This window comes from Pseudomonas sp. ACM7 (genome assembly GCF_004136015.1).
Classification (GTDB): Bacteria; Pseudomonadota; Gammaproteobacteria; order Pseudomonadales; family Pseudomonadaceae; genus Aquipseudomonas; species Aquipseudomonas frigoris.
In genome coordinates this window covers 3,841,030-3,860,314 of sequence record NZ_CP024866.1, presented here as the reverse complement: position 1 = coordinate 3,860,314, position 19,285 = coordinate 3,841,030, and the positions used below count along the sequence as shown (strand labels likewise).

General features: G+C 59.3%; 15 protein-coding genes, 1 pseudogene and 1 riboswitch. Of the genes and pseudogenes, 7 read left to right on the top strand and 9 right to left on the bottom strand.

Going from position 1 to position 19,285, the window contains the following annotated elements:
* Positions 1–53 precede the first annotated feature (53 nt).
* Entirely contained in the window at positions 54–488 is a 435-nt protein-coding gene (locus CUN63_RS18255) for a YhcB family protein (protein WP_129441343.1), read from the top strand.
* 255 nt (positions 489–743) lie between these two features.
* On the opposite strand, the gene CUN63_RS18250 is transcribed toward CUN63_RS18255, so the two are convergent.
* Positions 744–1,472, bottom strand: a complete 729-nt coding sequence (locus CUN63_RS18250; RefSeq protein ID WP_129441341.1) for an OmpA family protein — start codon at positions 1,470–1,472, stop codon at positions 744–746.
* A 116-nt stretch (positions 1,473–1,588) separates the two neighbouring features.
* Complete coding sequence (locus CUN63_RS18245; protein ID WP_056740859.1) at positions 1,589–2,233, bottom strand: MBL fold metallo-hydrolase; 645 nt, start codon at positions 2,231–2,233, stop codon at positions 1,589–1,591.
* A gap of 233 nt (positions 2,234–2,466) precedes the next feature.
* Here CUN63_RS18245 and CUN63_RS18240 point away from each other — a divergent pair, with 233 nt between their 5' ends.
* Positions 2,467–3,285, top strand: coding sequence for a PP2C family serine/threonine-protein phosphatase (locus tag CUN63_RS18240; RefSeq protein WP_129441339.1), 819 nt, complete (start codon positions 2,467–2,469; stop codon positions 3,283–3,285).
* Between the two features lie 54 nt (positions 3,286–3,339).
* Here the strand turns inward: CUN63_RS18240 and CUN63_RS18235 are convergent, their stop codons facing one another.
* The 5 genes from CUN63_RS18235 to CUN63_RS18215 all read right to left on the bottom strand — a co-directional run bounded on the left by CUN63_RS18235 (position 3,340) and on the right by CUN63_RS18215 (position 12,594).
* Entirely contained in the window at positions 3,340–6,078 is a 2,739-nt protein-coding gene (locus CUN63_RS18235; RefSeq protein WP_129441337.1) for a LuxR C-terminal-related transcriptional regulator, read from the bottom strand.
* Positions 6,079–6,453: 375 nt separating this feature from the next.
* Positions 6,454–7,818, bottom strand: coding sequence for a DUF1329 domain-containing protein (locus tag CUN63_RS18230; RefSeq protein WP_129441335.1), 1,365 nt, complete (start codon positions 7,816–7,818; stop codon positions 6,454–6,456).
* A gap of 28 nt (positions 7,819–7,846) precedes the next feature.
* Positions 7,847–9,784, bottom strand: coding sequence for a DUF1302 domain-containing protein (locus CUN63_RS18225; RefSeq protein WP_129441333.1), 1,938 nt, complete (start codon positions 9,782–9,784; stop codon positions 7,847–7,849).
* Between the two features lie 336 nt (positions 9,785–10,120).
* Positions 10,121–11,803, bottom strand: coding sequence for a fatty acid--CoA ligase (locus tag CUN63_RS18220; protein WP_129441331.1), 1,683 nt, complete (start codon positions 11,801–11,803; stop codon positions 10,121–10,123).
* Between the two features lie 161 nt (positions 11,804–11,964).
* Positions 11,965–12,594 carry a LysE family translocator gene (locus CUN63_RS18215; RefSeq protein ID WP_129441329.1) on the bottom strand — a complete coding sequence of 210 codons (630 nt, stop codon included), beginning with the start codon at positions 12,592–12,594 and terminating at the stop codon, positions 11,965–11,967.
* Between the two features lie 91 nt (positions 12,595–12,685).
* Here CUN63_RS18215 and CUN63_RS18210 point away from each other — a divergent pair, with 91 nt between their 5' ends.
* From CUN63_RS18210 to CUN63_RS18200, 3 genes are all read left to right on the top strand, one after another.
* Positions 12,686–13,651 carry a 2-hydroxyacid dehydrogenase gene (locus CUN63_RS18210; RefSeq protein ID WP_129441327.1) on the top strand — a complete coding sequence of 322 codons (966 nt, stop codon included), beginning with the start codon at positions 12,686–12,688 and terminating at the stop codon, positions 13,649–13,651.
* A gap of 34 nt (positions 13,652–13,685) precedes the next feature.
* Entirely contained in the window at positions 13,686–14,684 is a 999-nt protein-coding gene (locus tag CUN63_RS18205; RefSeq protein ID WP_129441325.1) for a class I SAM-dependent methyltransferase, read from the top strand.
* A 51-nt stretch (positions 14,685–14,735) separates the two neighbouring features.
* A riboswitch (yybP-ykoY riboswitch) is annotated at positions 14,736–14,858 on the top strand.
* Between the two features lie 89 nt (positions 14,859–14,947).
* Positions 14,948–15,532: a TMEM165/GDT1 family protein gene (locus tag CUN63_RS18200; protein ID WP_129441323.1), complete on the top strand. Its 585-nt coding sequence runs from the start codon at positions 14,948–14,950 to the stop codon at positions 15,530–15,532.
* Positions 15,533–15,674: 142 nt separating this feature from the next.
* Here CUN63_RS18200 and CUN63_RS18195 read toward each other — a convergent pair whose 3' ends face one another.
* Positions 15,675–16,490, bottom strand: a complete 816-nt coding sequence (locus tag CUN63_RS18195) for a M48 family metallopeptidase (RefSeq protein WP_129441321.1) — start codon at positions 16,488–16,490, stop codon at positions 15,675–15,677.
* A gap of 156 nt (positions 16,491–16,646) precedes the next feature.
* Between CUN63_RS18195 and CUN63_RS32780 the strand changes: the two are divergent.
* Positions 16,647–18,047: pseudogene (locus CUN63_RS32780) on the top strand (HAMP domain-containing protein); the annotation flags it as partial.
* Between the two features lie 15 nt (positions 18,048–18,062).
* Entirely contained in the window at positions 18,063–18,905 is an 843-nt protein-coding gene (locus CUN63_RS32775) for a methyl-accepting chemotaxis protein (RefSeq protein ID WP_371928236.1), read from the top strand.
* Between the two features lie 118 nt (positions 18,906–19,023).
* On the opposite strand, the gene CUN63_RS18185 is transcribed toward CUN63_RS32775, so the two are convergent.
* Positions 19,024–19,285 (bottom strand): transposase (locus CUN63_RS18185; protein WP_256657542.1); only part of this gene is annotated, 262 nt, incomplete at its 5' end.

Here is a 19,285-nt window from a genome sequence, read left to right as displayed (position 1 = left end):
GCGCAGGTTCGAGCCGTTAACGTAAAGCAAAGCCGTTTATAGAGGAAGGACTCGTGGAACACTCGCTCTTAGTTTGGTTGTTGCCGACTCTTGCCCTGGTTGTGGGTGTCGCCATTGGTTTCCTGATCGCTCGCCTGGTGCCGAATGCCGCGCCTAGCAGCACACAACGTCAGCTGGATGACGTTCAGGAACGTTTCGACAGTTATCAGAACGAGGTGGTCACCCACTTCAACAGCACTGCAACGCTGGTCAAGAAACTGACTGCGAGCTATCAGGAAGTGCAGGATCATCTCGCCGAGGGTGCCAACCGCCTGGCCCTGGACGAGCAGACCCGCCAACGCCTGCTGGCCTCCCTGCACGCCGACGCGGCCCAGGCCCCGCGCGAACGCCTGACGCCACCGCGCAATCAGGAGCCGCCACGCGATTACGCCCCCAAAGCCCCGAACGCGCCGGGCATGCTCGATGAGCATTACGGCCTGAAGAAGTAATCAGGTTTCGCGCGACACAAAAAGCCTCCGGATGAGTGATTGTCCGGGGGCTTTTTTAATTGCTGATGTTTTTTTGTTGCCTGATCAGGCCCCATCGTCGGAACGCCGCCCGGAGCAAGCTCGCTCCCACATTTGGAATGCGTTCCCCTGCGGGAGCGAGCCTGCTCGCGAAGGGGCCAGAACTGGCGACACAAAAAAACCGCCCGATCTGTTGAGGATCGGGCGGTTTTTTATGCCTGGGGTTCAATCAGGCGATCAAGGGTACTGCTGAACCGTACCCTGCTGCTGACCACCATACTGCTGACCCGGAATCGCCTTCAGGTTGACCTCGACCCGGCGGTTCTGCGCCCGACCATTGACGTCACCGTTGCTGGCAATCGGGTTATCCGGCCCGGCACCGCGAGCCGACAGGTTGGCACCGCTCACGCCCTGAGACGTCAGGTAAGTCGCCACGCTCTGGGCGCGACGCTGGGACAGGTCCATGTTGTGCTGGCGGCTGCCGGTGCTGTCGGTGTAGCCGACGATCTCGATCTGGTTCTGGCTGAACTCCTTGAGCGAGCCCGCCAGATTGTTCAACGGCTGATAGAAACCCGACGCGATGTTCGCCGAATCGGTGGCGAAGGTGATGTTACCCGGCATGATCAGTTTGATCTGATCACCCTGGCGCTGCACTTCCACCCCGGTGTTGGCCATGCTGGCGCGCAGCTTTTTCTCTTGCTGGTCGGCGTAATAACCGTAACCGGCAGCGGAAGCACCCACCACCGCAGCGCCAATCAGCGCGCCCTTGCCACGGTTATCGTGACCGATGGCGGCACCGGCCAGAGCACCGGCCAGAGCGCCGAGGCCACCGTATTTAGCGGTTTTGCTCATGCCCGTGGAACCACCGTCGGCCTGGCCCTGGTTGTCGTAAGGGTTAGGCGAGGCGCAGCCAGACAGCAAGGCCACAGCCGTAGCGACAATAATCAAACGCTGCTTGGTGAACATGAAGAGCTCCTACTTTTTGCATTCTGTGGTGCAACGGACTAAGGCATTAAATCTTTGCGGGCGTTGGATCATTGCGGATGAAAATAATTCCGCCACGCCCCTCACAACGTTAGAAATCAGGCCCGCACAAAAGGGTTCTCGCGCATTTCATCGCCCAGACGGGTGTCCGGACCATGCCCGGTCACCACCGTCGCCTCTTCATCGAGGGTGTACAGCCGCTGCTTGATCGACCGCACGATGGTTGCCTGATCGCCCCCCCACAAATCCGTGCGCCCTACCCCGCGACGAAACAACGTGTCACCGGCAATCAGCAGCTTAGCCTCTGAAAACCAAAAGCTCATGGAACCCGGCGTATGACCCGGCGTGTGCAACGCCACGCCGCAACCGCAGGCCAGTTCTTCATCATCGGCCAACCAGCGATCCGGCGACGGCACCGGAGTGTAGGGCACACCGAACATCTGGCACTGCATCTCCAGGTTGTCCCACAGAAATTGATCTTCTTTATGCAGGTGCAGGGTTGCGCCGGTTTTCTCCTTCAACTGACCGGAAGCCAGGAAGTGATCGAGGTGCGCATGGGTATGAATGATGCTGACTACCTTCAGGCCCAGTGCGTCGAGCCGCGCGAGGATCAGTTCGTGATTACCACCTGGATCGACCACGATGGCTTTTTTAGTAATCGGGTCGCCGATGATCGTGCAGTTGCACTGCAATGGGCCGACGGGGAAGGTTTCGCGGATGAGGGCTGTATTCGGGGTTTGCATGGGTTTAATCCTGGTGCCAAGGCTGGGTACTGCGGTTGTGATGCGCAAAATTGATAGGTTATCCTCGCGCCGCGCCTATTTTGAAACAAGACGGCAGGAAGCCAATGCCTGGTTCAAACGATTCTTGAAGCGGTATTTGTAACGCTCAGCCTAAAAAGGATAATCCCATGCAAGAAGACTATCTCCTTCGTCAGGACATTAAAGGTATTGAAGCCCGGGCACAGGTCTGAACCATGCCTGAGATCCCGGAAGACTTCAGCTGTAAAACGACCTGCGCGTTTGTGGCAGGACGCTCGCACCTCAAGACTCAAACGCCTTGCCAGGACTATGTCGCGGCCAGAGAGTCCAACGAAGTGACGTGCATTTCATTGGCCGATGGGGCTGACTCCAGAGCCAGATCCGACATCGGCGCCCAAGTAGCGGTCACGGCCACCCTGGCCTTTGTCTGCAAAAACTTTGAAAGCCTCTGGCAAAACATGGACAAACACAACGTGAAGGCAGCCCAGCGACTGGTCAATCGCTGCCTGGACGCGTTCAGACGCAAATCTGCAAAGCTCGGCGGCGATATCAACGACCTGGCCTGCACCTTGTCGTTCGTCGCTTACTCACGAGGCCGCTACCTGGCGGGCCACTTGGGCGATGGCGTTATCGCAAGCGTTGATGCGGACGGACAACTCCTGGCCCTTTCTCATCCAGAAAATGGCGAGATCGCCAATACCACCCTGCTTCTGACTGACCATAAAGCGGCGTCGCGGCTCAGGTTGTACCGTGGGCAAATAGAAGCCACCACTGGCTTCGCGATCATGAGCGACGGCACCGCAGAAAGCCTCTATGACAAATCCAGCGGCGTCCCCGCCCCGGCGATCCAAGAGCTGCTGGAGTGGAATGCAACGTTGCCCAGAAAAAAAATGAGGGAAGTGTTGCGTGACAACCTGCAACAGTCCATCGCCAGTAAAACCGGAGATGACTGCTCCATCGGCTTACTGTCGATCCTGAAGCACTCCATCGACGTGGGGCAGACATCCGGAGTGACTGTCTCAGAGGAGAAATGACCGAAAACCTCTGATCGCAAGGCCCAACTTGCTTCGGAGGTCTTCAAACGGCGATTACTGCAATACACCCAACTCTTTCGCCCTGGCGACCGCCTGCGTGCGCCGTTCAACCCCAAGCTTGCTGTTGATATGGCTGGCATGGGTTTTCACCGTGTGCAGCGAGATAAACAACTGATCGCTAATCTCCTGATTCGAACAGCCTTGGGCGATCAGTCGCAGGACAGCCATTTCCCGCGTACTGAGCTGTTCCGCCGCGGCGGATGACTCCGCTGCGGGACGGGCTGCCACTGTCGGAAGTTGTTCTGAAAGGCTCTGTGAAACGGGCGTCAGCGCACCGAGTTGAAGTTGTCCACGCAGCCAGTCCGAATGTTCAGCCAACAACCTGTCAAACGGTTGCAGAACTCCCCCGGCCGCTGCTTCCAGCGCCTGACTCAAGGCCTTGCGGGCTTCGGGTTCGCGTCCGCACCCCAGCAATAACGTCACTTTCTGAGTCAGTGCCATCACGCTGAGCAGTTGCCTGCCGGTTTGCTGCCCATGCTCAAGCAACGCATTCAATCGTCCTTCGGCCAGCATCGGCTGCCCCTGAATGACCTCCAGCAAGGCCTGCTGCAACTCGATATGCAGCGGCAGATGCGGATGGAACTCCGGAGGGGCTGCCGCGTGTTCACCGTTATAGGTCTGACCCAAGCGAGCGAGCCAGGCTTCGGCCAGATCGGTACGCCCCTGAGCCAGCCAGAGTTCGCATTTGACCAGGGTGATCATCGCCAGGTAGTAGATCGGTGGCACGTCCCAGATGTGCATCAGGCGCTCGGCTTCGGCGAGTTCAGCGAAGGCTTTGGCGAATTCGCCACTGCTGCCCTCAAGCCTGGCGATCACGCAATGACCGATCAATACGCTGATATCACGACAGGCGCGTGCTTCATTCAAACCGGCTTGCAAGCGTGCCCGTGCGGTTTGGGGCTGCAAGCGCAGGGCTAGCAAAAAACCTTCGTACAAAGTCAGTCGGGCGCGTACGGCATACAGCCGTTGCGGGGATAACCGTTGCAGGCGTTGCAGCCCCTGACGCACTTCATCCAGCGAACGAAGGATTTCCCCTCGCGCTTGCAGCACGCGAGCGCGGTCGTAATGGGCCAGCGCTTCGAACAGCGGGTTGCCGACCCGTTGCGCCAACTCCAGAGATTCACGGTTCAACCCGCGGGCACGCCACAAGTCGCCGTCGGCAATGGCCAGGTTGGACAGGGTCGAGAGGCACATCAGGCGTTGCCCGTAGCGTTTGGCGGGCAGGCTCTCCTGCGCTTCGGTGCAATAGAGCAGCGTCAGCTCGCGATTGCCGCGCCCGCGGGCGATGATCCCGCTCAGGGCCAGCCATTGCGCCAGCATGGATTTCTGCGCAGTGGCCGACGGGGCCGGCAGGAAGCGGCTCAAATGACTGGCCAGCTCCTCGGCGGCGTCCAGCTGACAAGCCAGCCCCAACGCCCAGCTGTACAGCACGATCAACCGTGGCGTGCTGATCAGCAGGCTGTCGGGCAAGTCCATTTTCCAGCGCAGCAACATGCCGACGTTCTGTTCGGCCAGCAGTTGTTCTTCGGAGAGGTTCTGCACCAGGTTCGCCGCGACGTCCAGGTGCCCGGCACGCAACGCCTGCTCAACCGCTTCATCGAGCAGTCCCTGGGCATTGAACCAGCGACAGGCGCGCAAGTGCAGGCTGGCCGCCGGCACCATCGCTTGCGCGGTAGGCCGGGTGCGCAACAGGTCGGAAAACAAATGGTGGTAGCGATACCAGTGACCGTTCTCATCCAGTGGCACCAGGAACACCTGATGGGCCAGCAGAAAACGCAGGATCTCGGCACTGTCATGGGCTTCGCGAACGGCGTCGCACAGTTCGCTGCAAAAGCGTTCCTGAGGTGCTGTGTCGTAAAGGAATGACTGCACCTCGGCGGGCAGACAATCGATAACTTCTTCGAGCAGGTAATCGCGGATCAGCCCTTCCCCGCCATGCAAGGCCTGCGGCAAAGCACCCTGGGAGCCCGCTTCAGACGCCGCCAGCAGCCAGAAACGCAGTCCGGCGACCCAACCTTCGCTGCGCTGGATGAGGCTCTCCAGCGCTTCGCCGCGCAAGGAGCTGCTGTGCCGATCAAGCAGGGTCAAGGCTTCATCGTGAGTCAGGCGCAAGTCCTGTTCATTCAACTCGAGCAGTTGCCGCGACAGGCGCAGGCGCGCCAGATGCCAGTCCGGCCGCTGCCGACTGGTGACCATGACCAGCAAGCCGTCAGGCAGGTGATTGAGGAAAAATTGCAGGCAGCGATCGAGAACCGGGCCCTGCGCCAGATGGTAGTCATCCAGCACCAACAGCAGAGGCGTACTCGCAGACAGGTGCACGGCCAACTCATCGAGCAAACCGTCCAGCCATTCTTCAAAGGCAAACGGCTGGTGGCGCTGCCGCATTTTCAGCAGCCCCAGGGACTGGCTGCCCAGTCGCGGAAAAAAGTCCTGGAGGCCTTCGAGCAACCGCTCAAGAAAACGTCCGGGATCGCTGTCTCGCGGACTCAACCCCAGCCACAGACTTTGCCAGTGAGCCGGCAAGCCCTGACAGAACTCCACCGCCAACGAACTCTTGCCAAACCCCGCCGGCGCGCTGACCAGCAACAACCTGCCACCGAGGCCCGCACTCAGGCGTTCGCACAGACGAGGCCGCAGCACATGGCCGTCAGGCAACGGAGGCCGAAAAAAACGCCCGTCCAGTACCGCGACGGCAACGCTTGCAGGGCCCGGGTGTGGGGACAGATCAGTCATGGCCGGCTCTTGTTTGAATGGCGGTTGGCGGCGTTGCAGATGTCCGCAGCCTAGCGGTAAACGAAGAGGGAATGAAGGTTATTGCTACAAATGGCTACAAAAAGAATACAAGCAGAAGTGTCGAGCAAACCCGACAGTCACACCGCCCTCGTAGCAGCTGTCGAGCTTGCGAGGCTGCGTTCGGCTGCGCAGCAGTCGTAAAACCATGAAACGCGGTCTGTAAGACAAACCGCGTGCACCGAATTTGCGAGGACTTCGTCCTCGAACGCAGCCTCGCAAGCTCGACAGCTGCTACAACGATCGTTATGAAATTAAAAAAAACGCCCCGAACCAGTCGGGGCGTTTCTCGAGGATGCGGCCTCTTTTCAGGACAGCTTAGCGAACACCATCCTGGCGCAGAGCGGCCGGAGTGAAGTCGCTGGTGGTGGCGGTGAAGCCGAAGTCATACGCCGATTTCTCTTCGTTCTTCATGCCCAGTGCCAGGTAGCGGCCCGATTGCAGGTCGTACAAGGTTTCCAGGGTGTACCACGGCACTTGAACGTTGTAGTAGTTCTGGGAGTGAGCTTCCGCCACACGCCACAGTTGATTACGACCGTCGTAGTGGTCGATCACGGCCGCTTGCCAGGTGTCTTCGTCGATGTAGAAGTCACGCTTGGCGTAGATGTGACGCTGACCTTCCTTCAAGGTAGCCACCACATGCCAGACCCGGCGCAGCTCGTAACGAGCCAGGTCCTGGTTGATGTGACCGGCCTTGATGATGTCGTCGTACTTGAGTTGCGGCGAGTCGAGTTTGTAGGCGTCGGAGGCGATGTACATCTCTTTCTTGCCTTCGAGTTTCCAGTCGTAACGATCCGGTGCACCGTTGTACATGTCCAGGTTGTCGGAGGTACGCAGGCCATCGGCTGCGGTACCCGGCCCGTCATAAGACACTTGTGGTGCGCGACGCACACGACGCTGACCGGCGTTGTAGACCCACGCCGAACGTGGCTCTTTCACCTGGTCGAGGGTTTCGTGCACCAGCAGCACACCACCGGCCAGACGTGCCGGCGCGGTCACTTTCTGCTTGAAGTAGAACAGGATGTTGCCCGGGTTCGCCGGATCGTAATCCTTCATCTTGTCGCGGAACACGAACTGGTCCTGGAAGTACACCAGGCTGTACGAGCCGTTCGGCTGCGGCGTGGCCTGGGTCACCAGACGGGTCACGCTGCCACCGCGATAGCGGGTGATGTGGTTCCAGATGACTTCGACGCCGGTCTTCGGAATCGGGAATGGAACTGCGGTTTCGAAGTTCTCCAGACCGTTGCCGCCGGACACCAGGTTAGTGGCGGTGGCGTTTTTCTTGATGGAGGCAAACACGGCATCCGGCACGGTCGCGCCGCGATGGGACGGGTAGACCGGCATTTTGAAGGTTTCCGGGTAGCGCTTGAACATCGCGTACTGACCCGGTGCGAGTTTGTCCTTGTACTGGTCGACGTTCTGCGCCGTGATGGTGAACAGTGGTTTTTCACTGGCGAACGGGTCGGACAGGAAACCTTTGCTGTCGGCAGTACCGGCGTTTTTCGCCATCGGCTTCCAGGCCGGGATCGATCCGTCGGCGTTGCCCGCCATCTCGGCGCCCATCGGGGTCAGGCTCTTGCCCAGTTTGTCCGCTTCGGCCGCAGGAACCGCCGCCATGACGCCGGTCGCCAGCAGCGAAAGCCCCAGAACACCGACGTGGAACAGACTCTTTGTTATTTTCATAGGTGTGTTCGTCCTGATAATGCAGTGCTTAGAAGTTCACGCCGAAGCTGAGCGCAACGAAGTCGCGGTCATCGACGGTGGTGTACTTGCCATCAAAGAAGTTGGTGTAAGCCAGGCTCGCGGTGTAGGTGTTCTGGTACTCGGCATCGACGCCCAGGCTCACCGCTTTGCGACCCTCCTCGAAGTTGCCGCCAGGGCCAGGCGAGTAGCCTTCCACGTCATGAGACCAGGCCACGTTCGGCTTGAGGTTCACACCGGCGAATACGTCGTTGTATTCCCAGATGGCACGACCGCGGTAGCCCCAGGAGTTTGCGGTGGTGAACCCGTCGTTTTCGCAATAGCGACTGACGTTGTTTTGCGGGCCGCCTGCCAGGGTAGAGGTGTTCAATGCCACGCACTGACCACTTGGCAATGGACCAGGGCCGTAGCTCGGGTCACGGCCGTAACGCGCTTTGTTAGTGCTTTCCAGACCACCTACGTGAGTAAAGCCGACCTCGCCCACCAGGGTCAGTCGCTCAGCGCCCATCACCTGGTCGAAGAAGTGAGTAAGGGTCGTCTGGAGCTGGGTCACTTCCTTGCGGCGATAGCCTTTTTGATCCGCCCCTGGCGTACCTTGGAGTACGGAAACGTTAGGGTTCAGAGGTGTCAGACCGGAAAAGAGAATGTCGGTGGTGTTGAGCTGAACCGGAGCATTCGGCCGGTAGCTGACTTCACCACTCCACGCAGTACCTGTCGGTAACGTGGTAGAGAAGCTCAAGCCATACAGGCGAATATCTTCAGGGTACTCGACGTAGTAGCTGGAGTTACCGGCCACATTCAATGGCAACAAGGTCGGTGCCAGGTTACGCGCGACAGCGAGAGGAACACCCCTGGCCACCAGCGAGCCCACCAAGCCCGCCGCGCTGTAAGCGCTCGCTGGAGCACCTTTGCCGCTGAAAATCGGCGCACGGCTGTGGTAGTTCATGAAGTAGGCGCCGAACTCGGTGTCCAGCGGATCGAACATGTATTTGAAGGACACGCCAAATTGACCGCTGTCACGGGCATCGCGATCCGGACCGCGACGAACGATGACGCCTTCATCCGGATCACCCCAGTTCACGCCCCTGGCAGCGAGGGTGTTGATGGTGGCATTACGCAGCGAAGCCGGCAGCCCTGCAGACGTCAGTGCGCTGTTGAGTCCGTTACGGGTGCGCAGTACGGCCAGGTTGTTGTCGCAGCCATCCGAAATCACGTCCGGCTGCGAGAAGAAAGTGCCGCAGTTGTCGGTAACGGTCTGGTCCCATTCGAGCTGGTAGAAGGCTTCGGTCGAGAGGTTCTCGGTGAGGCTCTGGGACACGTAGAACATGTTGACCGGGATCAGGCCTTCCTTGATCTCGGCACCTGGACGACGGAACGCGGACACGTCGATCGGGTTGATCGAGTTGATACCGCCGCCGATGAAGGTACTTTCACCCCAACTCACTACTTGCTTGCCCAGACGCACGGAGCCCGGCTGATCGGCAACGGAATAGTTGTGGTAGACAAAGGCGTCGAGGATCTGACCGCCGGAGGATTTGGCGCCTTCCTTGCGGTTACTGTCGCTGATGTCCTTGAACTCGCGGCTTTCGTCCTTGAGTTCAAAGTCGTACCAGTATTTGCCACGGACGAAAACGCCGGTATCGCCGTATTTCAATTCAAGGTCATGGATGCCCTTGAAGATCTTGGAGAACGTTTCGCCGCTCTTGAAGTTCAGGTGACCGTCGTCGGAAGTCTGGGACAGGCCGCGGCCGCCGTTGTTGACGCCGATGATGTTCTTGTTGGCATTTTCAGTAGACCAACTGGCACCGATCGACAGGGACGAGTCGAACTGACCTTCGATTTCACCAACGTTGAAACTGACGCCGAATGCTGGCCCGGCGAGCGTAGAGGCAAGACTGACAGCCAGGGGCAGTTTCGCCCGGCGCCAGAACTGGTTTACTGATGTCATCGACGCTACTCCATGTGCATTATTGTTATGGCAGTGAGCACTTCTAAAAACGCTGTGGATGACTGGGAGCCAAGGTGTCCCTAAGTCATTCCAAAGTTGCATCGCCCCTTTTTGTGCGTTTGCTCCGTTCTTAAAAATCCTTGAGCGGACTATAGCCAGCAGGTAGTACTGCTTGATCCCTCTAAAGTGTGATTTGCAGCTGCCAGCCACTCTGGAACAGTCCTTTGCCAAGCCGACGCCCGTCGGCCCGTCTAGGATGGCTGAAAATTCGGATTTGACAAGCCAAGCGCTTGCTTGGTGGGGCTGGCGTGCCCTTTTGGGCACGCCAAGTGACGCTTAAAGCGTCGAGAGGAAGGTGCTGTTGTTGGCTTGCCATTCGGTGATGTCGACGCGAATACGTTTCTTGTCGAGTTTGCCGACACTGGTCTTGGGAATTTCAGTAACAAGGGCGATCTGGCTCGGGATGGCCCACTTGCTCAGGTGCCCCAACTCCACGAATGGCTTGAGGTGTTCCTTCAGTTCTTTGGCCCCGATCACATGGCCTTCGCGGACCACCAGTAAGGCAAACGGACGCTCGCCCCACTGCGGATCGGCAATCCCCACCACTGCTACTTCGCGTACCGCCGCGTGGCGACTGATCAGATCTTCCAGGTCCAGGGAGGAGATCCACTCGCCGCCGGTCTTGATCACGTCTTTGATCCGGTCGCGAATGTCGATCACACCCATGCTGTCCAGGGTCGCTACGTCACCGGTGTGCAGCCAGCCCCCGGCCCAGAGCTCGGCGCCCTTTTGCGGTTCGTTGAAATAACCCTCGGTGAGCCACGGCGCACGCAGCACCAGTTCGCCTTGGGTCTCGCCATCGGCGGGCAGGAAGTTGCCGTCGGTGTCGACGATCGCCGCCTCCACCAATGGCCCCGGCACACCGGCCTTGATCCGGTACGTAGTGCGTTCGTCTTCGGTGCCGGCCATCAGCTCGTCGTTGAGGTGCGCGCACGAGATCAGCGGTCCGGTTTCCGACATGCCGTAAGCGGCGGTCAGCTGAATGCCATTGGCCTTGGCGGCTTCGTACAGCGTGCGGTTCAACGCACTGCCGCCGATCACAATTTTCCAGCCACCAAAGTCGGTACCTTGCGCGGCCTTGGAATTAAGGAGCATTTGCAGAATGGTCGGCACGCAATGGGAAAAGGTGACCTTCTCCTTACGCCACAGCTCCACCAGGTACTCAGGGTCATAGCGACCGGGATAGACCTGCTTGAGCCCGAGCATGGTCGCCACATACGGCAGGCCCCAGGCGTGCACATGGAACATCGGGGTGATCGGCATGTAAACGTCGTTGGTGCCCAGCAAACGCACGCTGTCGATGGCGCCCATGATGGTCGACACGCCCATGGTGTGCAGCACCAGTTGCCGATGGGTGAAATACACGCCTTTGGGATTGCCGGTGGTGCCGGTGGTGTAGAACGTGGTCGCGACCGAGTTTTCGTCGAAGTCCTGGAAGTCGTACTGAGTGCTCGCCGCCGCCAGCAACTGCTCATACTCGCCGATGAGGTTCGGCAAGTCGGCGGTTTTTTCCGGCAGATCGGTCAGCAGCAGGGTTTTCTCCACCGTGGTCAGGTGCCCGGCAATGGCCTGGTACAACCCGACGAACTCGCTGTAGACCAGCACGAAGCGGTCCTCGGCGTGGTTCATGGTGTAGAGGATCTGTTCCGGTGACAGGCGCACGTTAATGGTGTGGATCACCGCGCCGATCATCGGGATGGCGAACATGCATTCCAGATAACGATGGCTGTCCCAGTCCATCACCGCCACGGTATCCCCGGCCTTGACGCCGGCCGCCGTCAGCACGTTGGCCAGCCTTGCGACCCGTTCGATCAGGGTCGGATAGCTGTAGCGCAACTGGTCGCGGTAAATGATCTCGCGGGTTTTCTCATAACGAGCGCCGGACATCAGCAGCCGTTTAATCAGCAGCGGATACTGGTAAGCGCCTTCGGCTGGGGGGATAACGCGAGTCTGCAACATAAGAGTCCCTTTTCTGACTGCACGGTCGTGGCTGAAAGTAAGCACTTTAGTGCCCTTGGACGCCAGCCAAATCAGCCAAAGGAATGATTTGCAAAGTCGTGCAAATGCTAGCGTTGCGCCAGCATCTGCGGGTATTTCTTAATCCATGACTCGTAACGCGATCAATGCATCTCGGTAAACGCGAGTTTCACACCGATGGCGATCAGTACCGCGCCCATGGTCCGATCGAACCAGTGGCCCATCCGGGCAAAACCTGCGCGCACGCGCTGCTGGCTGAACAGCATCGCCACCAGGCAGAACCACACAGCGGTGGCCACCGCGAGGTAGAGGCCGTAGCCCGCCTGTACCGCCAGCGGCGTGTGCGGATTGATCACCACGGTGAACAGTGAGAGGAAGAACAGCGTCGCTTTCGGGTTCAGACCGTTGGTCACGAAACCCGAAGTGAAAGCGCCGCGAGCAGTGCGCTCGCCCGCTTCCTTGTGCAGATCGTCAGCCGCAGGTTGGGCCGGCTGTGCTCGCAGGGCCTTGAAGCCGATGTACAGCAGGTACGCGGCGGCGGCCCATTTCAGGGCATTAAACAGCACGATCGATTGGGACACGATCAGGCCAATGCCGAGCAACGAATAGCCGACGTGCAGGAAAATCGCCGTGCCGACACCCAGCGCCGTCCAGGTGCCAGCGCGACGACCATGGGTCACGCTCTCACGCACCACCACGGCAAAGTCCGGGCCGGGGCTGGCCACGGCCAGCAAGTGAATCAGGGCAACGGTCAAAAACTCTGTCCAGTACATGGGGGATCCTTTTGGCCAAGCGTAACTGTTTGTTTCATCTGGTAGGCTCGGCAGATTACGCCTTCAGTTCATTGCACAAAAGGTACAGTTGATGACGAACACTCACCGCGCCGTTTTCCTCGACCACCCGTCCCTGGACCTGGGCGACCTCGACCTCAGCCCGCTGCAAGAGTGTTTCAGCGACTTACAGCTTTTCGCCCAGACCACGCCGGACCAGGTGATCGAACGCCTCAAGGGCGCCACCGTTGCCATCAGCAACAAAATCCTGATCGACGCCGCCGCCATCGCCGCCAGCCCCGAGCTGAAGCTGATACTGATCACCGCCACCGGCACCAACAACGTTGACCTCGCCGCCGCCCGCGCCCACGGGATTACCGTCTGCAACTGCCAGGGTTACGGCACGCCGTCGGTGGCGCAGCACACGATCATGTTGCTGCTCAATCTGGCAACGCGCCTGGCCGATTATCAAAAGGCTGTTGGCGAAGGTCGCTGGCAGCAGGCGAAACAGTTCTGCCTGCTGGATTACCCGATTGTCGAACTGGAAGGCAAAACCCTCGGCCTGCTCGGTCACGGCGAACTGGGCGGCGCGGTCGCACGACTGGCCGAAGCTTTTGGCATGCGCGTGCTGCTCGGTCAGATTCCCGGGCGCCCTGCCCGACCGGATCGTTTGCCACTGGATGAGCTGCTGCCGCAGATCGACGCGCTGACCCTGCACTGTCCGCTCAACGAACACACGCGCCACTTCATCGGAGCCCGTGAGCTGGCCTCGATGAAGCCCGGTGCGTTCGTGGTCAACACCGCACGCGGTGGCCTGATTGACGAACAGGCGTTGGCCGATGCCTTGCGTAACGGTCACCTCGGGGGGGCGGCCACCGATGTGTTGAGCGTCGAGCCACCGACCACCGGCAATCCGCTGCTGGCCCAAGACATTCCACGGTTGATTGTCACCCCGCACAACGCTTGGGGCAGTCGCGAGGCACGCCAGCGGATCGTGGGCCAGTTGACCGAAAACGCGCAGGGATACTTCAGTGGTAAAGCGCTGCGGGTCGTCAGTTGATAGACTGCGGCACTTTTTTTCACAGGAGCAGAGTATGGATCCGCGCAGTGAAGTACTGCTTCGTCAGGCCGAGTTATTCCAGGGTTCGGTGCTGCTGGCCGGTTTGCCCGCCGATGACCTCCTGGGCCGTCTGCCCGACGCTCATGGCTGGTGCTGGCATGCCGGCGATCAAGCAGCGCTGGATGCCCGCTTCGCCGAGCGCAGCCATTTCGGTGTGACTGTAACGGAGCACGCGTTCGACACCGCCGTGGTGTTTCTGCCCAAGTCCAAGGACCTGACCGACTACATCCTCAACGCCCTCGCCTCCAGACTGGCCGGTCGTGAACTGTATCTGGTGGGTGAAAAACGCAGCGGCATCGAAGGCGCGGCCAAACAACTGAACCCCTTCGGCCAACCGCGTAAGCTCGACAGCGCGCGGCATTGCCAGCTGTGGCAAGTGACCGTGGCCACTGCGCCAGAAGCCAAGTCGCTGGAAAGCCTGGCCCAGACTTATGAGTTGCCGCTGGCCGAAGGTCCGCTAAAAGTCATCAGCCTGCCGGGCGTGTTCAGCCACGGTCGGCTGGATCGCGGCAGCGCACTGTTGCTGGAACATTTGGACAAATTGCCGAGCGGCCATTTGCTGGACTTCGGTTGCGGCGCCGGTGTGTTGGGAGCGGCCGTGAAACGTCGCTATCCACACAACCAGGTCACCTTGCTTGATGTGGATGCGTTTGCCGCCGCCAGCAGTCGCCTGACATTGGCTGCCAACGGTCTGGAAGCTGACGTGATTACCGGTGACGGTATCGACGCAGCACCGATGGGCTTGAGTGCAATTCTGAGCAACCCACCGTTCCATGTCGGCGTTCACACCGACTACTTCGCTACTGAGAACTTGCTGCGAAAAGCCGCCAAACATCTGAAAAATGGTGGCGAACTGCGTTTGGTGGCAAACAGCTTCCTGAAGTACCAGCCGCTGATCGAAGAGCATCTGGGCGTGTGTGCGATCAAGGCTGAAGGACAGGGTTTCAGGATCTACCGAGCCAAACGCGGCTAGAACCTCTTTTAAAAAAGAGGCTTGCCCAATCGGATTTGCCTAGGCAGAATCCGCTCCGTCCTAGGGGAGTAGTCTCCCACGAGCGCCATGCTCGTCCGGCATACGTCAACATACTTGGTCAACAGACCATGGCGTATGCGACCCAAGCGTCCGCATCAGACGGATCGCAGGGTTTGACAAGACCTATGACACGAACACCTTACCCGGGGCGGGAAGGCTGTACGTGTCATAGCCGTGTCGACCCGCCCCTTAGGAAAACCCTGATGCTGGATTCACTTCTCGTTCCCACCGCAATCGTTGCCTTGGCCGAAATCGGCGACAAGACGCAACTGCTCGCGCTTATTCTCGCCGCTCGCTTTCGCAAACCCTGGCCGATCATCGCCGGTATCGTCGCTGCAACCCTGGCCAACCACGCGGCAGCCGGTGCGGTAGGCGCCTGGGTCGGTAGTTTCTTCTCGAATGCGACGCTGCACTGGATCCTCGCCGCGAGCTTCACCGCGACCGCATTGTGGACCCTGGTGCCGGACAAGATGGATGACGACGAAGCCAGCACCGCCCGCAAGTTCGGACCGTTCCTGACCACGTTGATCGCGTTTTTCCTTGCGGAGATGGGCGACAAGACGCAAGTCGCCACGGTGATGCTCGCTGCGCAATACCCGGAACTGTGGCTGGTGATCATCGGCACTACCGCCGGCATGTTGATTGCCAACGTGCCAGTGGTTTTGGCGGGTAACTTTGCCGCGGATAAATTGCCGTTGACGTTAATTCGTCGCCTGGCGGCGTCGGCATTCTTCATCCTCGCCATTGTCGCGGTGTACAAGGCGATCCAGAGCAGCGGTTGGGTCTGATGCGGTAGGTCTATAGACCGCGTTATCGTTCTTCGCGAGCAAGCCCGCTCCCACATTCGACCGCATGCTCTGGAAGAACTCGGTCAAATGTGGGAGCGGGCTTGCTCGCGAAGGCGTCAGTGGCCTCACCACATGACTATCATTATTTCTTGGCTTTCTCGTACAGCGGCATGACTTTCGGGATCGCCGCCTGCAACGAAGCAATACGACTCGCCGACGCCGGGTGAGTGCTCATGAACTCCGGCGACGAACCTTCCGAAACCTTGGTCATCTTGTTCCACAGGGTGATCGCGGCGTTCGGGTTGTAACCGGCGCGAGCGGCCAGTTCCAGGCCGATCAGGTCCGCCTCGTTTTCATTGGCGCGACTGTTGGGCAAGGTCATGCCGTAGTTGGCCACAGTGTCCGCCAGCGCCAGGCTGTCCTGACCCAGACCGAACAAGGCACCGGCGCCCTGTTTGGCCATTTCGATGCCGTAAGCCTTGGACATCGCTTCACGACCATGCTCGCGCAGGGCGTGGGCGATTTCGTGGCCCATGATCGCGGCGATCTCATCATCGGTCAGTTGCAGTTTGTCGATCAGGCCGGTGTAGAAAATGATCTTGCCGCCAGGCCCGCAATTGGCGTTGAGCTCGTCGCTCTTGATCAGGTTGACTTCCCATTTCCATTGGGCCGAATCCGGACGAAAAACCGGCGCCTGGGCAATCAGCCGGTCGGCAATCGCCTGGACACGTCTGGCCTCGTTACTGGTCTTGTCCAGCACGCCTTTGGTGTTCGCCTCGCCGACAGTCTTTTGATAAGACTGGGCGTACATCTGATTGACCTCGTCGGTCGACAGCATGCTGAACATGTACTGTTTGCGCTCAACGCCCACCGCGCCACCGCTGGTGGTGTTGACCGACTGACAACCGGCGAGGAGCAAACCTGCGCTCAGCGCACACAAAACCAATGTCTTGTTCATCAAAAATCTCTCTGAAAACATGCCGCGTATCCTAGGCGGTGAATTGTATCGGCGCCAGATACATCAGACATTCAGACGCATATTTCGGACAAAGCTCCCGTCGCCGCAGGAAAAAATTCACATAACCTCATCCGCCACGGCCGGTCCGGTCCCGCAATGACTCATTTGCGACATCAACCTCTCCAAAACAGCCAATTCGTCACCGCCCGCTCATGGTCATCCAGCCCCCTGCCGATACAGCACCGCAGACGTCCTCTTGCGTGCGGAGCACCCATGAAATTCAAGTCGATCCAGTTTTCTGTGGCGGCCCTCGCCGGCGCCATCATTCTTAGTGTCGTGGCAGCCCTGGTGCTGTACGCGTTGTTTTCCGGCGCACGGACACAAGACATGGTCCAGCAGCGGACCCAGGCACAATTCGAGCAAGTCATCGAACAACGCCTGACGTCACTGGCGCAAACCCAGGTCAGTCAGATCCAGCGCGAGCTAGAAGCGCCACTGCTGATTACCGGCGGACTGGTGCGAGTCAACGCATTGATCGGCACACCGGGCGCCGATGGCCAGCCACAGTTGAACCTGAGCCGTGAGCAATTGATCAGCCTGATCAAGGAAAACGTCGTCAAGAACCCGAAAATTCTCGGCACCTATATCGGCTGGGAAAAAAACGCCCTCGATCACAACGACGCGGCCTACGTCGACACCCAGGTGGTCGGCATCGACGCCAGCAACGGCCGCTTCCTGCCTTGGTGGTTCCGCAACGAAGACGGCAGCCTGGGCCTGGACAAACTGGTGGACGTCGACGACCAGAAAACCCTGTCCACCGGCGTACGCGCCAGCGAGTACTACCTGTGCTCGAAAGAAACCAAAAAATCCTGCGTGATCGATCCGGCGCCCTACAAGGTCGGCGACAAGATCGTCATGCTCGCCTCCTTTATAGAACCGATCATGCTCAACGGAGCCTTCCAGGGCATCGTCGGCGCCGACCTCTCGGTGAACTTCATCCAGGAAATGCTCCTCGGCGCGAATCAGAAGTTGTATAGCGGCGCTGGTGAAATGGCCCTGATTGGCGGCAACAGCCGGATCGTTGCCTACACCAAGGACCCGAGCAAATTCGGCGAGAAGGTCAGCGACATCCTCGACAGCCAGCAGATCGCCAACATGGCCAATCTCAAGCGCGGCGAAGTCACCTACACCGTCGACAAAGCCCAGGGCCGGATCGAGTTGTACCTGCCGTTCGGTATTGGCCAGACCGACGCTCGCTGGACCCTCATGCTGCAATTGCCGCTGAACGCGGTGATGGCCGACCTGCAAAAACTTCAGGGTGATCTGGACGCCCAGCGCAAGTCCGACACCTTCGGCATGGCCATGGTCGGCTTGTTGATTGCCGGTATCGGCTTGCTGGTGATCTGGCTGGTGGGGCACGGCATTGCCCGGCCGCTGAAGCAGATGGTTGCCATGCTCGACGACATCGCTCAGGGCGAAGGTGACCTGACTCGACGCCTGACCAGCGACCGCGCCGACGAATTGGGCTCGATCGCCAAAGGCTTCAACACCTTCCTGGCCAAGTTGCAGGTGATGATCACCCAGGTGGTGACTTCGGTGCAGAGCGTCAGTGATTCGTCGGAACACACCGCCGACATCGCCATCCGCACCAACATCGGCGTGCACAAGCAAATGGCCGAGATTGATCAGGTGGCCACGGCGGTGCATGAAATGACAGCGACCGCTCAGGATGTGGCACGCAACGCGACTCAGGCTGCGCAAGCCGCCAGCCATGCCGATCAAGCAGCAGCGCAGGGCATGCAAATCGTGCGCGACACGTCGAACTCGATTGGCGTACTGGCGATAGAAATCGGTAAGGCCGTTGGCGTGGTGCAAACATTGGCCAAGGACAGCGAGAACATCAACGCAATCCTCACCGCAATTCGCGGGATCGCCGAACAGACCAACCTGCTGGCCTTGAACGCCGCCATCGAAGCGGCGCGAGCTGGCGAACAGGGACGCGGTTTTGCGGTGGTAGCCGATGAAGTGCGCAACCTGGCGCAGAAGACTCAGAAAGCCACTGAAGAAATCCAGAGCATGATTCAGCAGCTGCAACAAGGCACGCGCGATGTGGTGCGGGTGATGGAGGACAGTCAGAACCGTACCGACGAAAGCGTGCAGCACGCGGCGAAAGCGGCCGAGGCGCTGGAGACGATTACGCAGGCGGTGTCGGTGATCAACGACATGAACACCCAGATTGCCAGTGCGGCTGAGGAGCAGAGTGCGGTGGCTGACGACATCAATCGGAATGTGATCAACATCGGGCAAGTGGCCAATGAAGTGGCTGGCGGGGCGGATGAATCGAGTGCGGCCAGTGCGGATCTGACCAAGCTGGCTGAGCAGCAGCGGCGGTTGATCAATCAGTTCAAGGTCTGATCAAAGGGCCCCTTCGCGAGCAAGCCCGCTCCCACAAGGGACTCCCTGTGAACACATTATTTGTGAACACTAAAAGTCAAATGTGGGAGATTCTATGTTGCAGGGCAACCCCGCAACTTCAGGCCGGCTGGTATTTGCTCTGATTTTTCATCAGGGCAAATGCCACCCGGCAGAGTTTCCGGGCAAGGGCCACCAATGCCTGGGTTTTCGAGAAGCCTCTTGCCAAATATGACTCGTAAAACGGTTTCCATTTAGCTGAGCGACAGGCTGCCATTGCGGCGTTGTAAGCCAACCGGCGTACTTCCGGATCCCCTTTTTTGGTCAGGTGCCGGGGGCCGTTCTTCTTCCCGGAGTCATCAACCGTAAGGTCCATCCCTAGA

Excerpts from the sequence above, each read along its gene's own strand:
- CUN63_RS18250 (WP_129441341.1), bottom strand. The coding sequence starts at position 1,472 with ATGTTCACCAAGCAGCGTTTGATTATTGTCGCTACGGCTGTGGCCTTG.
- CUN63_RS18245 (WP_056740859.1), bottom strand. The coding sequence starts at position 2,233 with ATGCAAACCCCGAATACAGCCCTCATCCGCGAAACCTTCCCCGTCGGC.
- CUN63_RS18240 (WP_129441339.1), top strand. The coding sequence starts at position 2,467 with ATGCCTGAGATCCCGGAAGACTTCAGCTGTAAAACGACCTGCGCGTTT.
- CUN63_RS18235 (WP_129441337.1), bottom strand. The coding sequence starts at position 6,078 with ATGACTGATCTGTCCCCACACCCGGGCCCTGCAAGCGTTGCCGTCGCG.
- CUN63_RS18230 (WP_129441335.1), bottom strand. The coding sequence starts at position 7,818 with ATGAAAATAACAAAGAGTCTGTTCCACGTCGGTGTTCTGGGGCTTTCG.
- CUN63_RS18225 (WP_129441333.1), bottom strand. The coding sequence starts at position 9,784 with ATGACATCAGTAAACCAGTTCTGGCGCCGGGCGAAACTGCCCCTGGCT.
- CUN63_RS18220 (WP_129441331.1), bottom strand. The coding sequence starts at position 11,803 with ATGTTGCAGACTCGCGTTATCCCCCCAGCCGAAGGCGCTTACCAGTAT.
- CUN63_RS18215 (WP_129441329.1), bottom strand. The coding sequence starts at position 12,594 with ATGTACTGGACAGAGTTTTTGACCGTTGCCCTGATTCACTTGCTGGCC.
- CUN63_RS18210 (WP_129441327.1), top strand. The coding sequence starts at position 12,686 with ATGACGAACACTCACCGCGCCGTTTTCCTCGACCACCCGTCCCTGGAC.
- CUN63_RS18205 (WP_129441325.1), top strand. The coding sequence starts at position 13,686 with ATGGATCCGCGCAGTGAAGTACTGCTTCGTCAGGCCGAGTTATTCCAG.
- CUN63_RS18200 (WP_129441323.1), top strand. The coding sequence starts at position 14,948 with ATGCTGGATTCACTTCTCGTTCCCACCGCAATCGTTGCCTTGGCCGAA.
- CUN63_RS18195 (WP_129441321.1), bottom strand. The coding sequence starts at position 16,490 with ATGAACAAGACATTGGTTTTGTGTGCGCTGAGCGCAGGTTTGCTCCTC.
- CUN63_RS32775 (WP_371928236.1), top strand. The coding sequence starts at position 18,063 with ATGATCACCCAGGTGGTGACTTCGGTGCAGAGCGTCAGTGATTCGTCG.